Origin of the sequence: Anderseniella sp. Alg231-50 (genome assembly GCF_900149695.1) — a bacterium.
Lineage (GTDB): Bacteria > Pseudomonadota > Alphaproteobacteria > Rhizobiales > Aestuariivirgaceae > Anderseniella.
Window position 1 is genome coordinate 820,315 of record NZ_LT703003.1, and the last position, 15,568, is coordinate 835,882.

At 58.9% G+C, this 15,568-nt stretch carries 14 protein-coding genes and 1 tRNA gene; 10 read left to right on the top strand and 5 right to left on the bottom strand.

Annotated features, from left to right (window positions below; genetic code table 11):
- Positions 1-211 precede the first annotated feature (211 nt).
- Together DHN55_RS03960 and DHN55_RS03965 are read left to right on the top strand one after the other, a co-directional pair.
- On the top strand, positions 212-1,630 hold the full coding sequence (locus tag DHN55_RS03960) for an amidase (protein WP_108880074.1): 1,419 nt from the start codon (positions 212-214) through the stop codon (positions 1,628-1,630).
- Between the two features lie 6 nt (positions 1,631-1,636).
- Positions 1,637-3,142: a M81 family metallopeptidase gene (locus DHN55_RS03965; RefSeq protein ID WP_108880075.1), complete on the top strand. Its 1,506-nt coding sequence runs from the start codon at positions 1,637-1,639 to the stop codon at positions 3,140-3,142.
- 12 nt (positions 3,143-3,154) lie between these two features.
- On the opposite strand, the gene yghU is transcribed toward DHN55_RS03965, so the two are convergent.
- Both yghU and DHN55_RS03975 read right to left on the bottom strand, forming a co-directional pair.
- Entirely contained in the window at positions 3,155-4,030 is an 876-nt protein-coding gene (yghU, locus tag DHN55_RS03970) for a glutathione-dependent disulfide-bond oxidoreductase (RefSeq protein WP_108880076.1), read from the bottom strand.
- Positions 4,031-4,151: 121 nt separating this feature from the next.
- Positions 4,152-5,183 (bottom strand): substrate-binding domain-containing protein, encoded by a 1,032-nt coding sequence (locus DHN55_RS03975; RefSeq protein ID WP_108880077.1) that lies wholly within the window; start codon positions 5,181-5,183, stop codon positions 4,152-4,154.
- Positions 5,184-5,317: 134 nt separating this feature from the next.
- Here DHN55_RS03975 and DHN55_RS03980 point away from each other — a divergent pair, with 134 nt between their 5' ends.
- From DHN55_RS03980 to DHN55_RS04000, 5 genes are all read left to right on the top strand, one after another.
- Positions 5,318-6,841 carry a tripartite tricarboxylate transporter permease gene (locus tag DHN55_RS03980; RefSeq protein ID WP_108880078.1) on the top strand — a complete coding sequence of 508 codons (1,524 nt, stop codon included), beginning with the start codon at positions 5,318-5,320 and terminating at the stop codon, positions 6,839-6,841.
- Positions 6,838-7,299, top strand: a complete 462-nt coding sequence (locus DHN55_RS03985; protein ID WP_108880079.1) for a tripartite tricarboxylate transporter TctB family protein — start codon at positions 6,838-6,840, stop codon at positions 7,297-7,299. The genes DHN55_RS03980 and DHN55_RS03985 overlap by 4 nt, the downstream gene beginning before the upstream one ends.
- Positions 7,300-7,357: 58 nt before the next feature.
- Positions 7,358-8,326 (top strand): tripartite tricarboxylate transporter substrate-binding protein, encoded by a 969-nt coding sequence (locus DHN55_RS03990; protein WP_108880080.1) that lies wholly within the window; start codon positions 7,358-7,360, stop codon positions 8,324-8,326.
- Positions 8,327-8,427: 101 nt separating this feature from the next.
- Positions 8,428-9,861: an acylating sulfoacetaldehyde dehydrogenase gene (gene sauS / locus DHN55_RS03995; protein ID WP_108880081.1), complete on the top strand. Its 1,434-nt coding sequence runs from the start codon at positions 8,428-8,430 to the stop codon at positions 9,859-9,861.
- Entirely contained in the window at positions 9,858-11,402 is a 1,545-nt protein-coding gene (locus DHN55_RS04000) for an AMP-binding protein (RefSeq protein ID WP_108880082.1), read from the top strand. The genes sauS and DHN55_RS04000 overlap by 4 nt, the downstream gene beginning before the upstream one ends.
- Before the next feature lie 20 nt (positions 11,403-11,422).
- On the opposite strand, the gene DHN55_RS04005 is transcribed toward DHN55_RS04000, so the two are convergent.
- On the bottom strand, positions 11,423-11,632 hold the full coding sequence (locus DHN55_RS04005) for a hypothetical protein (RefSeq protein ID WP_337659901.1): 210 nt from the start codon (positions 11,630-11,632) through the stop codon (positions 11,423-11,425).
- Positions 11,633-12,238: 606 nt separating this feature from the next.
- Here DHN55_RS04005 and DHN55_RS04010 point away from each other — a divergent pair.
- On the top strand, positions 12,239-13,162 hold the full coding sequence (locus DHN55_RS04010; RefSeq protein ID WP_108880084.1) for a hypothetical protein: 924 nt from the start codon (positions 12,239-12,241) through the stop codon (positions 13,160-13,162).
- Positions 13,163-13,506: 344 nt separating this feature from the next.
- On the opposite strand, the gene DHN55_RS04015 is transcribed toward DHN55_RS04010, so the two are convergent.
- Positions 13,507-13,581, bottom strand: a tRNA-Asn gene (locus DHN55_RS04015).
- 138 nt (positions 13,582-13,719) lie between these two features.
- On the opposite strand from DHN55_RS04015, the gene DHN55_RS04020 reads away from it, so the two are divergent.
- Positions 13,720-14,019, top strand: a complete 300-nt coding sequence (locus DHN55_RS04020) for a hypothetical protein (protein ID WP_337659902.1) — start codon at positions 13,720-13,722, stop codon at positions 14,017-14,019.
- A 3-nt stretch (positions 14,020-14,022) separates the two neighbouring features.
- Positions 14,023-14,841: an AAC(3) family N-acetyltransferase gene (locus DHN55_RS04025; protein WP_108880085.1), complete on the top strand. Its 819-nt coding sequence runs from the start codon at positions 14,023-14,025 to the stop codon at positions 14,839-14,841.
- Here the strand turns inward: DHN55_RS04025 and DHN55_RS04030 are convergent.
- Positions 14,834-15,457: a TetR/AcrR family transcriptional regulator gene (locus DHN55_RS04030; RefSeq protein WP_337659903.1), complete on the bottom strand. Its 624-nt coding sequence runs from the start codon at positions 15,455-15,457 to the stop codon at positions 14,834-14,836. The two genes, DHN55_RS04025 and DHN55_RS04030, sit on opposite strands and share 8 nt — an antisense overlap.
- Positions 15,458-15,568: the final 111 nt, after the last annotated feature.

The window sequence follows — 15,568 nt, forward strand, 5'->3', positions numbered from 1 at the left end:
GCGTAACATTAGTCTTACCTCCTCATTATACTGACGGTCATTGCCATTCAGGCTTGTGACCCGGGACGCAGTCTGTCTGCCTTGAGGGAAGCGAGTCAACGGCTGACGTTCAATTTCCTGACTTCGAGCGCATGGCTGCCATGCTCTTGTGCAACTGCCTGCACTTGTTGTTGAATTTCGCGCCGGTTTGTTTGCAACGAGGAGACTATGCATGTCCGAATCCCCGCTTTGGCAGTTGAGTGCCTGTGAACTCGCAGCGAAGATTGCTGCTGGTGACGTGCCGTCCAGCGAGGTGGTGACGCAAACGGTTGAGCGCATGCGCTCGGTAAACCCGAAGCTGAATGCGGTCGTTGACGATCTTGGCGACGAGGCGATTGCGCAAGCCAGGGTGCACGATGAGCAACTGGCGAAATCCGGGCCCATCGGACCGCTGCACGGGGTTCCGGTCACCATCAAGGAAAACATTGACCAGACGGGCCGGGCTACGCCCAACGGCGTCGAAGCCTACAAGAACATCATTGCGCCGGATGATTCACCGGTAGTGCGCAACTTCAAAAAGGCAGGTGCAATCGTCATCGGCCGCACCAACACGCCGGAATTCTCGTTCCGTGCGACCACGTCCAACGAACTGCACGGCCGCACTTTTTCTCCCTGGAACGACTGGGCCTCGTCCGGAGGGTCATCGGGAGGGGCGTCATCAGCAGTCATGTCGGGCATGGGAGCGATCGCACACGGCAACGATATTGGTGGTTCGCTGCGCTATCCGGCTGCTGCAACCGGTGCAGCGACGGTAAAACCCGGTCTTGGCCGGGTGCCTGCCTGGAACCCGTCGCAGACGGCCGAGCGCGGCCTGCTGGCCCAGATCATGTCGGTACAGGGCGTGCTGGCGCGAGAGGTCAAGGACGTACGGGCAGGCATGCGCGCCCTGGTGGAATACGACCCGCATGATCCGTGGATGGTGCCGATGCCGTTCGAAGGCCCGGCACTGGAGGGCAAGCCAAAAGTCGCCTTCACCAAGAACATGTACGAGTTCGACCTGCACCCGGCCGTTGAAGCGGCACTTGATACTGCGCGAGACTGCCTGGCCGATGCCGGCTATGAGGTGGTTGAGGCAGACATGCCGGAATTGCGCGAATGTGCGCGCGACGGCGCCCGCTCGCTGTTTGGCGAGGTCAAGGCGCTGCTGGGTGACGAGATCATCAAGCAAGGCTCCGATACACTGAAAAAGATCTTTGCCGACTATTATGAGATGTTCACACCGCATGAAGGCAAGGATCTGCTGCTGGCCATGGCCAAGCGCAATTACTATCACCGCCAGTTCAACCTGATGTTCCAGGACTATCCGCTGGTGCTGACGCCGTTCCTGCCGAAGCCCACTTATGAATGGGACCGTGATGCACAAGGCCTCGAGGGCGTCAGGGAAACGCTAGAGGCGGGCATTTATTCGATTGCCTTCAATTACACAGGTCTGCCGGCCGGCAATATCGCCGCCAACTATAATGACGGGCTGCCGGTTGGTGTGCAGATCGTCGGCCCGCGCTTCCGGGAGGACCTGATCCTCGATGCCTGTGAGGAAATAGAAAGCCGCGTCGGCATTATGGCGAAACAGCTGTTTGCCCGCGAAGGATGAGCTTACATGAAACGCCCGCGCATTGCTGTTGCCGGTTTCCAGCATGAAACCAATACGTTTGCCCCGATCCCGACTCCGTTCGAAACCTTCAAGGAAGGTGGTGCATGGCCGGCCATGAAGTTTGGGCCTGAGGTCACCGAAACACTGTCCGGTCTCAACCTGCCCATGGGCGGGTTTCTGGACGAAGGCGACGATTTCGACATTATCCCGATCCTGTGGACCTTTGCCGAACCGGGCGGTTACGTCACCGATGATGCGTTTGACCGCATTGCAGGCATGATCGTGGATGGCGTGAAACAGGCAGGCAGCATTGACGGGGTCTATCTCGACCTGCACGGCGCCATGGTCACGCAGTCCCACGAAGACGGCGAGGCTGAACTTTTACGCCGCATCAGGGAAGCCACCGGACCTGCACTGCCGATTGCCGTCAGCCTCGACCTGCACGGCAACATGTCCCGGGAATTCTTCGAGCGCGCCTCGTCGGTTGCCATCTATCGCACCTATCCGCATGTCGACATGGCCGACACAGGCGCCCGCGCCCGCAAACTGCTGCGCGAGGAGCTCACCCGTGGCATCCCGTTTGCCAAGGCCTGGCGGCAACTGGACTACATCATTCCCATTCAGGCGCAGTCGACCCGGCGGGAACCTGGCGGCAGGCTGTACGCCATGTTGCCGGGACTGGCCTCCGGTGCTGTGAGTTCGGTGGATTTCGTGTTCGGTTTCCCGCCGGCAGATGTGACTGACTGCGGCTGTTCGGTGTTTGCCTACGGCACCGATCAGCAGGCGGTGGACGCAGCTGCCGACACAGTAATCGCGGCGCTGCAGTCGGCAGAAGATGAACTGCACAACCCGCTGGTTCCGGCCACCGATGCGGTAGCAAAAGCCGGCCAGCTTGCAGACAGCGCATCGAAGCCGGTGCTGATTGCCGATGCCCAGGACAATCCGGGTGCGGGTGCGACCGGAGATACTACCGGCGTGCTGGCGGCGCTTGTGGATGGCGGCGCACAACAGGCGGTCATCGGCATGCTGTGGGATCCTGAAACAGCAGGCATCGCCCGCACCGCTGGCAAAGGCGCTGAAATTGACGTAGCCATCGGCGGCAGGTTTCCACAACTCGGCACGGGCCCGTTCAAGGCCAGGGTCCGGGTTGAAGCCCTGTCGGACGGACAGTTCACCTTCACCGGACCGATGTACGGCGGAGCGCACGCAAGCCTCGGGCCGATGGCGGCGCTGAAGGTACTCGACCGGGACTGCGACGTGACTATCGTTGTCGGGTCAAACCGCACCCAGAACGCCGATCAGGCGATCTTCACCCACATGGGGATCGATCCGACCCAACAAGCCATCGTGGTGGTGAAAAGTGCGGTGCACTTCCTGGCCGACTACGAACCGATTGCCGAAACGGTGATCTTCGCCGAAAGCCCGGGCGCAAACCCGTGTCAGCTCGACCGGATTCCGTTCACCCGGCTGCGCAAGGGCGTGCGCCTGGGACCAAACGGCCCGGCTTTCTGACCTGCCAGCCGGTCAGGCGGCAAGTTCGACCTTGTCCTGTGTCCGCAGCTGGAAGTCACTGGCGTCATGGCGTTCATGCAGCTGCTCTTCCAGCGGGCCCCAGGTCCTGTTGACCATCCTGCCGCGCCTGACTGTTTCGCGTCCGGCGATCAGTTTGGTCCATCGGTTCAGGTTCTCGTACTCATGGGCCGAGAGAAATTCAGCCGCCGCATAAACCGTGTTGGAGACCAGCGCGCCATACCAGGGCCAGATGGCAATATCGGCAATAGTGTACTCATCACCGCACATGTACCGGCTGGTCGCCAGATGGCGGTCGAGCACGTCGAGCTGACGTTTCACTTCCATGGCAAAGCGGTCGATGGGATATTCGAACTTTTCCGGGGCATACTTGTAGAAATGCCCGAAGCCGCCGCCGAGATATGGTGCGCTTCCCATTTGCCAGAACAGCCATGACAGGCATTCAGCCCGCCTTGCGGGATCGCTTGGCAGGAGGGCACCGAATTTTTCAGCCAGATAAAGCAGGATGGCGCCTGATTCAAACACGCGGGTTGGCGTTTCGGTGCTGTGGTCCATCAGGGCCGGAATCTTGGAATTGGGATTTACGCCGACAAAGCCGCTGCCGAATTGCTCCGCATCCTTGATCCGGATCAGGTGCGCATCGTACTCCGCGCCTTCATGACCAAGCGCCAGCAATTCCTCCAGCATGACGGCAACCTTCACACCATTGGGCGTGGCCAGCGAATACAACTGCAGCGGATGGCGTCCGACCGGCAGCTCCTTGTCATGGGTCGGCCCGGCGACAGGGCGATTGATTTTCGCCCAGTCCCCGCCACTTTCAGTGTTCCATGCCCAGACTTTTGGTGGCGTGTAGGGTAATATGTCAGTCATTATTATTGTTCCGGTTTCTTGATCTTGCTGATGGAAAGAGGCGGGGAAATTTCAGATTTCAGTGCATGTGATAGTGCCGGCGCACAATTGCAATGCTGCAATGAGGCGGCTCGCAAAAATGTTACAATGCGATGGTCGAACCACGATCCTTGAGCTCGATTTCAACCTTCTGGTTGAACGGTTCCGGCGGCATGCCGGTGTCGCTCATCTGCACCAGGCTGCCGGCGGCAATGTTACCAATTCTGCGCGCCGGCATTCGTATCGTGGTCAGGCCCGGTTCCAGATGAGCGGAGCCGCGAAAATCACCAATGCCGACGATCGAGATATCATCCGGTATGCGCACGCCTTCCGCATAACAGGCATAACACGCGCCATGGGCGATGATGTCGTTTCCGCATACGATGGCCGTGGGGCGCCTGGAGGACGACACCAGCTCGCGTACCAGCCGTTTTGCCTCACCGATATCGTAGGGGCAGGAAATCAACCGGTCCGGCGGGGTGCTTATCCCGGCCCGGCGCAGCTCTTCCATGACGCCGTTCATCCTGTCCCGCGCCCGGTCATTTGACGCCACATCCGGAAACAGCAACGCAATATCGCGATGCCCGAGATCGAGCAAATGCCGGGCCACGGTACGCGCCGCTGCCACATTGTCTGCCCCGACGCAGGGAATGTCAGTGCCATTGCGAAAGTTCCACACCGATATGACCGGCACATCACGCTGCTGCAGCATATTCATTGAAACCGCAGCATGGTCGAAACCGACCAGCGCGATGCCATCAATGCGCCGTTCCAGCAGGGAGCGCACAATGGCCACCTCCAGATCAAGGTCATAGCCATGCGCCGCGATCAGCATGGTCCGGTCAAAATCCCGCAGGCGGGACGAGAATGCCTCGATCAGTTCGGCAAAAATCGCATTGTCGATGGTCGGCACCACCAGGCCGAGTGTACCGGAAAACCGGTTGTGCAGGGCGCCGGCGGCGCGATTGCGGATGTAACCGAGCTCATCTGCGGCCTGTTCAATGCGCACCCGTGTCGGCGCGCGCACCTTGTCGGGCTGGCTGAAGGTGCGCGAAACCGTGGCGATGGAGACCCCGGCCCGGGCTGCAACCTCGACAATTCCCGGCGCGCCTTTTCTGGATCTCGAGTACCTCATGAGGCAAATTTTATCACAAAATGAAAACGTTTGCATTTTTGTTTTCATCAGCTAGCGTTTTGACAAGGGGATAAGCCGGATGCAACCGGCACCTGGTTTTGCGAGACCGGAACAACAGGGAAGAAACAGGGCCAATGGAGTTCCTGAATTATTTTGGCGGCGTGTTTGAACCATGGGCGTTCATGTTGCTGCTCGGCGGCACCATCGGCGGCCTGATCCTGGGCGCGACGCCCGGGCTGTCGCCGACAATGGCGGTGGCGCTGCTGATCCCGTTCACTTTCCACATGTCGGCAACCCACGGACTCGTTCTGCTGGGTGCTGCCTATACTTCCACGGTGGCAGGCGGCGCGGTAAGCGCAATCCTGCTCAAGATACCGGGGGCTCCCGCCAACATCGCGACAGCACTTGACGGCAATGAAATGGCCAAACGCGGCGAAGGTGCCAGGGCGTTGCATCTGTCATTTCTGTCTTCCGGTGTTGGCGGGGTCATCGGTATCTTACTGTTAATCTTCCTGACGCCGGTGCTGGCGCAATGGGTGTTGAAAATCCAGACGCCGCACGTTTTCTGGATTGCCATTCTGGGCGTGACGGTGATCGGGTCACTGGATTCGAAATCTTTCGTCAAAGGCCTGCTGTCTGGATGTATCGGCTTGTGGCTGTCGACCATTGGCTATGATGAGATACAAGGCACCGAGCGGTTCATATTTGCCGATGCGCTGAGTGGCGGCATTGGCATCATCCCGGCACTCATCGGCCTGTTCGCCATTCCGCAGGTACTGGACATGATGGCGAAGGGCCGTGTCGATGCCCTTGTTGAGGCGCTGGAAGTGCCCCGGCAGAAACTGGCCAAATCCTTCAGCGAGCTCACCAGGTATGTCCGGGCCCTGTCCATCGGTACGGTGATCGGCTCCATCATCGGCCTTATCCCGGGTGTCGGCGGCCAGATCGCCGGACTGGTAGCTTACGACCAGTCGCGCAAGCTGTCGCCACAGCGGGAGAAGTTCGGCACCGGCCATCCCGAAGGCGTGGTGGCTGCGGAATCCGCCAACAATGCCATGGTCGGCCCGTCGCTGGTCCCGCTGCTGACCCTGTCGATTCCCGGCAGCCCGACGGCTGCAGTGCTGCTCGGCGGCCTGCTGATCAAGGAGATTTTCCCCGGGTCCGATATTTTCGAAAAGCACCCTGAAGTCGTGTGGACTTTCATCAACTCGATGCTGGTTGGCCAGATCCTGATGGTGATCTTCGGCATCATGATTGCCGGCTGGGCTGCCAAGATCGCCCGTGCTCCCGCGCCCATCATGGCAGCCGGGGTTCTGGTACTGGCGGTGTTCGGATCCTACTCGGTCGGCCAGTCGGTCGGCGACGTGCATATCATGCTGGCACTGGGCGTCGGCATGTTCATTCTGGAAAAATTCGGCTTCTCCGCTGCACCGCTGGTGCTGGGGCTTATCCTGGGCCCGATCGCCGGAGACAACTTTACCCAGGGCATGACACTGGCCGCAGCACAGGACGGACCATGGGTCTACTTCTTCACCGGCAAGCTGAACATCTTCCTAATTACGCTGGTTATAGCCTCGATCGCCTATTCGTTCTGGAACAACATGCTGGCGGGCGGCAAGACACCAGCTTCGGAACCGGTTGCGGAGGACGCGAAATGACCTCGCACCGCATGCAGCATATCGTTCCCGGTGTTGCGATCTTCGTGCTGGCGTCGATCGTCACATGGCTGAGTTTCACCCAGCAACCGGCGGAAGCCTTCCTGTTCCCCAGGGTCATTTCGGTGGTGTTCATCATACTGGCCGCCTGGAACCTGATCCGGGCGGTGACCGGCTTGTCGAAGGTTGGCCGCGGCATCCCCGTCGAGACCGTGAAGAACCTGGCACCGGGCCTGGTGGTGATGCTCTTGTATGTATTCTTTGGCGCCAAGCATCTCGGGTTCTATCTCGGATCCACGCTCGCCTTTTTCGCCATCTACAGTTTTTACGACCCCGCTTCATGGTCCAGTGTCAAAGACTGGATAAAGCGGATACTTGTGACGGCCGCCTTCATGGCCGTCATCTATGCCCTTTTCGCCGTGGTCCTGCAGGTCCACACACCAAGGGGAATCCTCTTTTGATATGGGTGGATGCCATATTGATTGAAACAACCAAGAAAGCTTCTGGGAGGAAGACACTATGAAAAAACTTCTTAAAACTGCTGCTCTGGCGGCCGCCACCCTGGCGGTTGCGGCAACCGGATCATTTGCCGGTGATTATCCGGACCGTCCCATCGGCGTAGCCGTGTCCTACGGCGCAGGCGGTGCGACCGACTTTCAGGCCCGCATCGTGACCATGGTGGCCGGCAATGCCGACATTCTCGGCCAGCCGATCTACATTCTGAACAAACCCGGCGCCGGTGGCCGCAAGGGCTGGAACTGGTTTGCAACCGAAGCCACGGCAGACGGCTACACCATGTCGGCCTACAACATTCCCCACTTCATCGCCCAGTCGATCAAGGGCGGGGTAAAATATTCCGCAGACTCGTTTGAACCGATTGCCAACTGGGGCTCCGACCCGGCTGTGGTCGTCGTCGGCAAGGACAGCAAGTTCAATTCCATGCAGGAGCTGATCGACTATGCCAAGGCCAACCCCGGCAAGACCACGACCTCCGGCGCAGGCCTGTTTGTAGGCCATCACATTGCGGCACTGCAGATCGAAAAGGCCTGTGAGTGCAAGCTGGCTTACGTGCCGACAAAGGGCGGTGGCGCTGCTGCCATGAAGGCAGTGATCGGCGGCGAAGTGCTGGCCGGCATCAACAACCTGTCTGACGCGTTCCGCGCCCGCGAGGCCGGGAACGTCAAGATTCTCGGGGTTGCTGATCTTGAACGCAATGATTTCATCAAGGACGTACCGACGCTGAAGGAAGCAGGTCTTGATGTCGACAACTCATCCGTCAATTTCCGCGGCCTGATGGTGCCGAAAGGCACGCCTCAAGCGGTCATCGACAAGCTGGCCAAGCAGGTGCCGATGATGTTTGGCCATGCGCGTGTTGCCAAGCGCATGAAAGCCGGCGGTTCGCCGATGAAAATAATGAACCGGGAGGAAGTGCAGAAAATGTGGGCAGACCGCGAAGTGGTTCTGAAAGAACTGCTGAAGGGCCTGTAATTCCCGCAACAACAACCACAACCTTCGAAGGCGGAGCTTGTTGCGCTCCGCCTTCGAAAACACCCAGACCGACCAAACCCGAACCCAGGACCCGTGCAGTCATGTCAAGCCAAGTCGCTTTTTCAACACCGCCGACAGATGAGGAAGCCATCATTGACGCGATTGTGGACCGGGCCCGGGCTGCGCAGGCCAAATACGAGACGGGCGCCGACCAGGCCCGTTATGACACTGCGGCGCTGGCGGCAGCCTGGGCGCTGATGCAGCCCGACCGAAATGCGGAGCTGGCCGCCATGGCGGTTGCAACCACCGGCCTCGGCAATGTGGCCGACAAGATTACCAAGAACCACCGCAAGACCCTGGGCCTGTTGCGCGACATCAGTCACGCGAAAACGCAAGGCATCCTGTCCGATGACGCGGCTCGCGGCATAACAGAAATTGCCCGGCCCATTGGCGTCATCGGTGCCGTCGTGCCGTCGACAAACCCGGTGGCGACACCGGTCAACAATGTCGTCAACGCGCTGAAGTGCGGCAATGCCATTATCCTGTCGCCGTCCCCGAAAGGTGTCGAGGTGTGCGAGAAGCTGCTCGGCTACATTCACGCCGAGTTCGACAAGGTCGGCCTTGATCATGACCTGGTGCAGATGGTGCCGGCGCCGTCGTCCAAGGTGAAGACCCAGCGCCTGATGGAAACCACCGACCTGCTGGTTGTCACCGGCAGCCAGGACAATGTGCGCCGGGCCTATTCTTCCGGCACACCGGCCATCGGCGTCGGGGCCGGCAATGTCACGGTGATCGTGGATGAGACCGCAAACCTGGCTGAAGCAGCGCGCAAGATTGCAGCATCGAAAACCTTCGACAATGCCACTTCGTGTTCATCGGAAAACGTTTTGGTGGTGGTCGACGCGATCTATGATGCGTTCATTACCGAACTGGAAACCGCCGGCGGCCGCATGCTGCGCGGCGCCACGGCCGACAAGCTCAAGTCAGCCTTGTTCCAGGGCGGCAAACTGAACCGGCACATGATCGCCCATGACATTGACCGGGTTATCGATGTCGCGGAGGTGGATGTCGAGGACGCGGCCAGTGCGCGCTTCCTGATGGTTGCGGCAGACGGCATCGGTCCGGATCATCCGGAGTCAGGTGAAAAGCTGTCCCTGGTGCTTTCGGTCTATCGTGCTGCTGATTTCGATGCCGCGAAACAGCTCAGCGCCAGGATACTGGCACATCAGGGCGCCGGCCACTCGATCGGACTGCACACGGCCGACGATGCACGTGCGCTCGGCATGGGGCTTGAAATGCCGACCTGCCGGGTCATCGTCAACCAGGCGCATTGTTTCGCCACCGGCGGATCGTTCGACAACGGCATGCCGTTTTCCCTGTCCATGGGCTGCGGCAGCTGGGGCGGCAACTCCATCGACGACAATCTCAACTATCGCCACTTCATGAACACCACCAAGGTGGTCCGTACCATCCCGGTGAACGAACCGGCGGTTGAAGACATCTTTTCAGATTACTGGCAACAGGCCGGCGAATGAATGAGGCCGCCGCCATCGATGCCAACCAGATCAATGGCCTTTCGGTTCGCGGGCTGATCGACCTGCGGGCCGGTGCGACGCCGGACGCAGTGTTTCTCACCGATCCGGCAACCGGCAGGGCGACCAGCTACCGCGAGCTTCGCGACCGGTGTTGTGCAGTTGCTGCCCGGATCGCCCGGCACGGTATCAAGCCAGGTGAGGCGGTGGCTTACGCACTGAGCAACGGGCCTGCATCGGCGATCTCTGTTCTGGGCATCATGTATGGCGGTTACCTGGCCACGGCCATCAACCTTGTGGCCGGCAATGACACGATTTCCTATGTGCTGTCGCATTCATCGACACGCCTTGTGCTGGCCCAGCAGCAGACTCAGGAGCTGGTCGCACAAGCCCTGCAGACCCTGGACCAGCCGCCACAAACCGTTCTGGTTGATGACGGATTTTTTGAAATCTGCCACGATGCGGCGGACCTTCCCCCGCTGGCACATGATGACGACGGCCTGTTGATGTACACCTCCGGTACGACAGGCCGGCCCAAGGGTGTTGTGCTGCGGCAGTCAAGTGTGCTGGCGGGGGGAGTTAATGCCGTACTGGCGCATCAGCTGACGGCGTCGGACCGTGCCTTGTGCGTGTTGCCGCTGTATCACATCAACGGGCTGTGCGTGACCGTCATGGGACCCCTGGTGTCCGGTGGCGGGGTAGTGGTGCCGCCGAAATTTTCCGTCTCCTCGTTCTGGTCGACCATCCGCGATCACGCCTGCACCTGGTTTTCCGTGGTGCCGACGCAGATTTCCTACCTGCTGCATGATGCGGAAAAGGCGACAGCCAATCCGGCCGACATTCCCGGCCTGCGCTTCGGGCGGTCGGCATCGGCACCATTGTCACCGGATGTGCATGAAGCGTTCGAAACAAAATTCGGACTTCCCATCATCGAAACCATGGGCTTGACGGAAACCGCAGCGCAGATCCTGTCGAACCCGCTGCCGCCTGGCGAGCGCAAAATCGGCTCACCGGGCCTGGCAATCGGCAATGAAGTGATGATTGCCGATGACAACCAGTGCCAGGTAGCTGCCGGTGTGGAAGGCGAGGTTCTGGTGCGCGGGCCCAATGTCATGCGGGTCTATCTCGACAACCCGGAGGCCACCGCCGCATCCCTGACCAAAGATGCATGGCTGCGCACCGGTGACCTTGGGCGCATGGATGAGGACGGGTATGTGTTCATCACCGGCAGGCTCAAGGAGCTGATCATCAAGGGGGGTGAGAATATCGCGCCGCGCGAGGTGGACGAGGCGCTTTACGCCCATCCGGACGTGGTTGAGGCAGCTGCCTTTGCGTGTGCCTGCGAGCGCTATGGCCAGCGCATTGAAGCTGGTGTCGCGCTCAACACCCAGTCCGGTGTCAGCGAGCAGGACCTGATAAACCTGTGTACCTCGAAGATCGGCGCGTTCAAGTCACCGGACCGGATTCACTTCATGGCCGAACTGCCGAAAGGCCCGTCGGGCAAGATCCAGCGCATCAAGCTGCAGGAGCTTTTTGGCCGATGATGTGATGGGACAGGATGAGCCTACCGCTCCAGCGATTCCTCGTCCGGTGCCTGCCAGGCACGAAAGATCTTGCGGTCGATGAGCCAGGCAACGAGCAGGCACGGCGGTGCCATCAGAACCGGCCCCCAGATGCCGATTTCATTCACAGACAATTTCAGAAGCCACCAGAGCGTAAATGTAAATACGCCGAACAAGATCACTACTGCCAGAAAACCCAACCAATTCGCCATGCCGTCCCCACTGCCTTTCACCCTCATCCAATGCTCAATTCAACACATTGGGTCAAATATCGCGCAGTTTTTTTGACGTTAGGTTAAATTTGATGGTGAACAATTGATTCAACAACTGATCCAAAGCCCTGCCAGTCGGGATTTCATGCCCATGAACTTCAGTTGAATTTCAGGTGTATGAATGCGCCGCAAGGCTGTCTGGCGATTGCCAAAGGAGGGGTTTCGAGTGCCGCCCCAAAATCCCCTCCCGGCATCTATGCAAACTGGACATACGCTGTACTGAATTGCCCACCAAGCAGAAGGCAAACTACGCGTCAAAGGTTCACGGGTGGTAAAGCTGCAGGTATTTAAACAGAGATGTGGAACAGGTTTTTCTATTCTCCCCACACCTTACAGTGCAGTTGGACGTTCACACCGACAATCCAGATCGTAGAAAGATAACGGCCTTACGGTCATTCACCGGGCGGGGTGTGTATTGTGGTAATCAAGTCATGTTTGCATGGTGGGCTGGAGCGAAGGCGAATTACGCTGGTCTGACATTGTGGAATCTGTGTATGCTTATCGCCGATAGACTGGTTTCAGGCACTAGTTGCTGGGGTTTTGTCAATGAATAGATCACTTCTGGCCGCAGCAGCAGCCTTGTGCGCCTTCAACGCGCCGGCAGGTGCGGCTGACCTGGATCGGCAACTCGGCCTGATCGTCTCCGGCGTTGTGGAACAATGGGCAGGCGTTCAGATAATCAACAACAGCCCTCAGATTGTGGAGAGCGACGAGACGGTGTTTGCAACAGGCGGCGCGGGCCGGTTGAACCTGCCGCTTGGTGATAATCTGTCAATCCAGTCAGACGCTAAATATGAATACAATACCAAGGCAACCGAATCACCAGCCGGCTCTACCGATACCTTTGGCCCACGTTACTCATTCCAGGGCGCAGTGCATCTGAGCTGGCGCGACCCGTCCGGCGGTCTGTTTGGTGTGTTCGGTGGTGCAGGAACAACTGATTTTGGAACCGCCCTCGCCGATCCACCGCGTAGTGATGTGGCATTTGTCGGAGGTGAAGCCCAAGTCTACCTGGATAGCGTTACATTGTACGCACAGGGTGGGTATGTCGATTTTTCTGCTCGAGACTTCCAATCTTTCAGAGCGTTGTCTGACGGCCTGTTCGCTCGCGGCGTATTCCGGTGGTTCATGACCAATGACAGCCGTATTCAGATCGAAGGCACATATATGAATGTCGACTACGCCACGTCTGATTTCGGCGAAATGGAAGCATTTTCCGTCAGCGCCCGGTATGATTTCACCCTGGCCGGCCTGCCGATTGTCGGGGACACACCGATCTACATCGGTTATCGCGGCACCTTCCGTGACAGATGTGTTGTTTCAAATGGCGATCCATTCGACGTTGATGATCATACCATCATGATCGGCACATCTTACTCGTTTTCCGGCGACTTGCTGACAGTGGACCGCCAAGGTGCGACGCTGGACACGCCGGACTTCGACTATGGCTGTTTTGTCTCCCTGGGCTGAAACTCCGGAGGCAGGATACGTACCGGTCAGCACTGAATACTTTTTTGATGAGTGGGACTCCTCTGGCATCGCCCAGGGTGTTGAACAAGCATCACGGGTTTTCGACTTCAAGCGCCCGCCGCCTGTACACTCAGCCGAATACAAACACCTTGCTGATCATATGCTGTGCGCACATAGCTGTGTAAGGCGGTAAGCTGGCTGGCCCAGGTTGAACCAGAAGGTGTGAGCAATTCTTTATGGTGCAAGTATTTGCCGTCTGACAGGCGGCAAATCGTGACGGTTGGTGGATGTGGTTTGGCCACCAACCTTATTCACCAGACAAAACAATGGTTTGCCAGGAAAATTGGCTCCCCGGGAGGGATTCGAACCCCCGACCGATCGGTTAACAGCCGATTGCTCTACCACTGAGCTACCGAGGAAGGATGGCCTGCCTATAGCAGACAGTTTCGCGGTGTTAAAGCCCAATTTGCCACATTGTGACACTAAGTTTAAAAACTCTTTCGATTCAGCGGCCAACGCCCTTGTATCGCGGTGATGCAATGGTTAGATGGCGGCTGATGACAAGACGTGTTCGCATCGGCAATCATTCACTGAAAGTGCCCGGCAGCCCGACCGCGCGCCGGTTGCTCGGCGCCGGCCTCGTGGTTGGCGGGATACTGGGCTTTCTCCCCATACTGGGCTTCTGGATGGTGCCGCTCGGCCTGATTATCCTGTCGATCGATTCGAGTATTGTCAGGCGCTGGCGTCGGCGCATTGAAGTCAAGCACGGGGGCTGGCTGAAGAAGCGGTTTCCAAGGTTTGCCGCGTTGCTCGGCCTTGCCAACAACGGCAATGGCAACAACAATAGGCAGGCTTAGGACATGCCGCAGCCGCAAGGGAGCGACACATTGATCATTGGCAAGGACGATCTGGTGGCGCAACTCTCGGCACTGGGAGTAAAGCGGGGCGATGGAGTTTTCGTGCACACGTCGCTGGCCCGGATCGGCCATGTCATCGGCGGCCCGAGAGGCCTGATAGAAGCGCTGATTGAGGCCGTTGGTGATCGCGGCCTGATCGGCATGCCGGGCTTCAGCCAGGACGCCTATGATCCCGCCACTCTGATTGACGTCAGCCTGTCCGAAGAAGAGCGTCTGCATCTCAGGTCCCAGGTGCCCGGCTTCGACCCGGAGCGCTCCGATGTGCGGCAGAACGGGGCGGTTCCGGAGGCCTTCCGGCGCTGGCCCGGGGTAGCCAGAAGCAACCATCCCACAAGCTCCGTTCTCCTGCTGGGCCATGATGCCGCCGAACTGGCGGCCGATCATGACCCGCTCGACTGGGCCACCGGTCCCGAAACCCCGTGGGGGCGGCTGAGAGACCGGCCCGCCATGAAGATATTGCTGATCGGCGTGGGCTGGAACCGATGTTCCGCCCTGCACGCGGCTGAAAGCACCGCCAAGCACCGTCGCACCATCCTGCGTGATATCAGGTACGGCGCGGACGGAGCCTGGATCAAGGCGCCCGATGTGGAAGATGATCTCGGCCGTCTGTTCGTACCTGCCGGCGAAGCCTGGGAGGAAACCGGCGCCGTGACCACGGGCAAGATCGGCAATGCGGAAAGCAGGCTCACTGGCTATGGCGCACTGGTTACATTCGCCGCCGACTGGATTGACCGGCAGAACCGCAAGGACGGCATTACCTGAGCAGCGACGGCGTGGTGTCAGCTATCAGCGCCTCGACATCAAGGCCGGGTGCAACCTTGGCATAGTCCTCATCGATCAGCAGCGATGCTGCACCGTGCACGAATGTCCAGAGCCGGACCGCTATGGTTTTCGGATCGCCCGGCACATTGTGGCGCTCGCAATAAAGAGCAACCTGCTCGATTACGCTGCCAAAACACTTCATGCCGTCATCTTCGACGCTGGAGGCCTTCTTGAGCAGCGGGTGCTGACCGAACATCAGTCGGAACAGGCGCTGTTCTTCGACAGCAAAGCGAACATAGGCATGACCCATGGCGATCAAACCGGCAAGGGTGGCGACCCCTGCCTCTTCCACGGCAGCCGTTGAGCGCCGGGTCATTTCGTCGAATCCCATGCCCATGACCAGTTCAAGCACCTCATTGCGATCGCGGAAATGCTTGTAGGGTGCCGCCGTCGAGACCCCTGCCTGATGGCAGGCATCGGACAGCTTGAAATTTTCCGCACCATCGCGCCTGACGAGATCGTATGACGCCAGCACCATCGCCTCTTTCAGATCGCCATGATGATAGCGGGATTTGGATTGCACCGCGGCGCCTTCATCCCTGATTTGTGTCGTCATCTTAATTCCTGACTGCGACAAAAAGTTAGACCGACTAACTTTTTCCTTGAAAGTTAGCTGATCTAACATATGTTAGTCGACGTAACTTTCAAGGTCAAAGCTCGAAGGAGA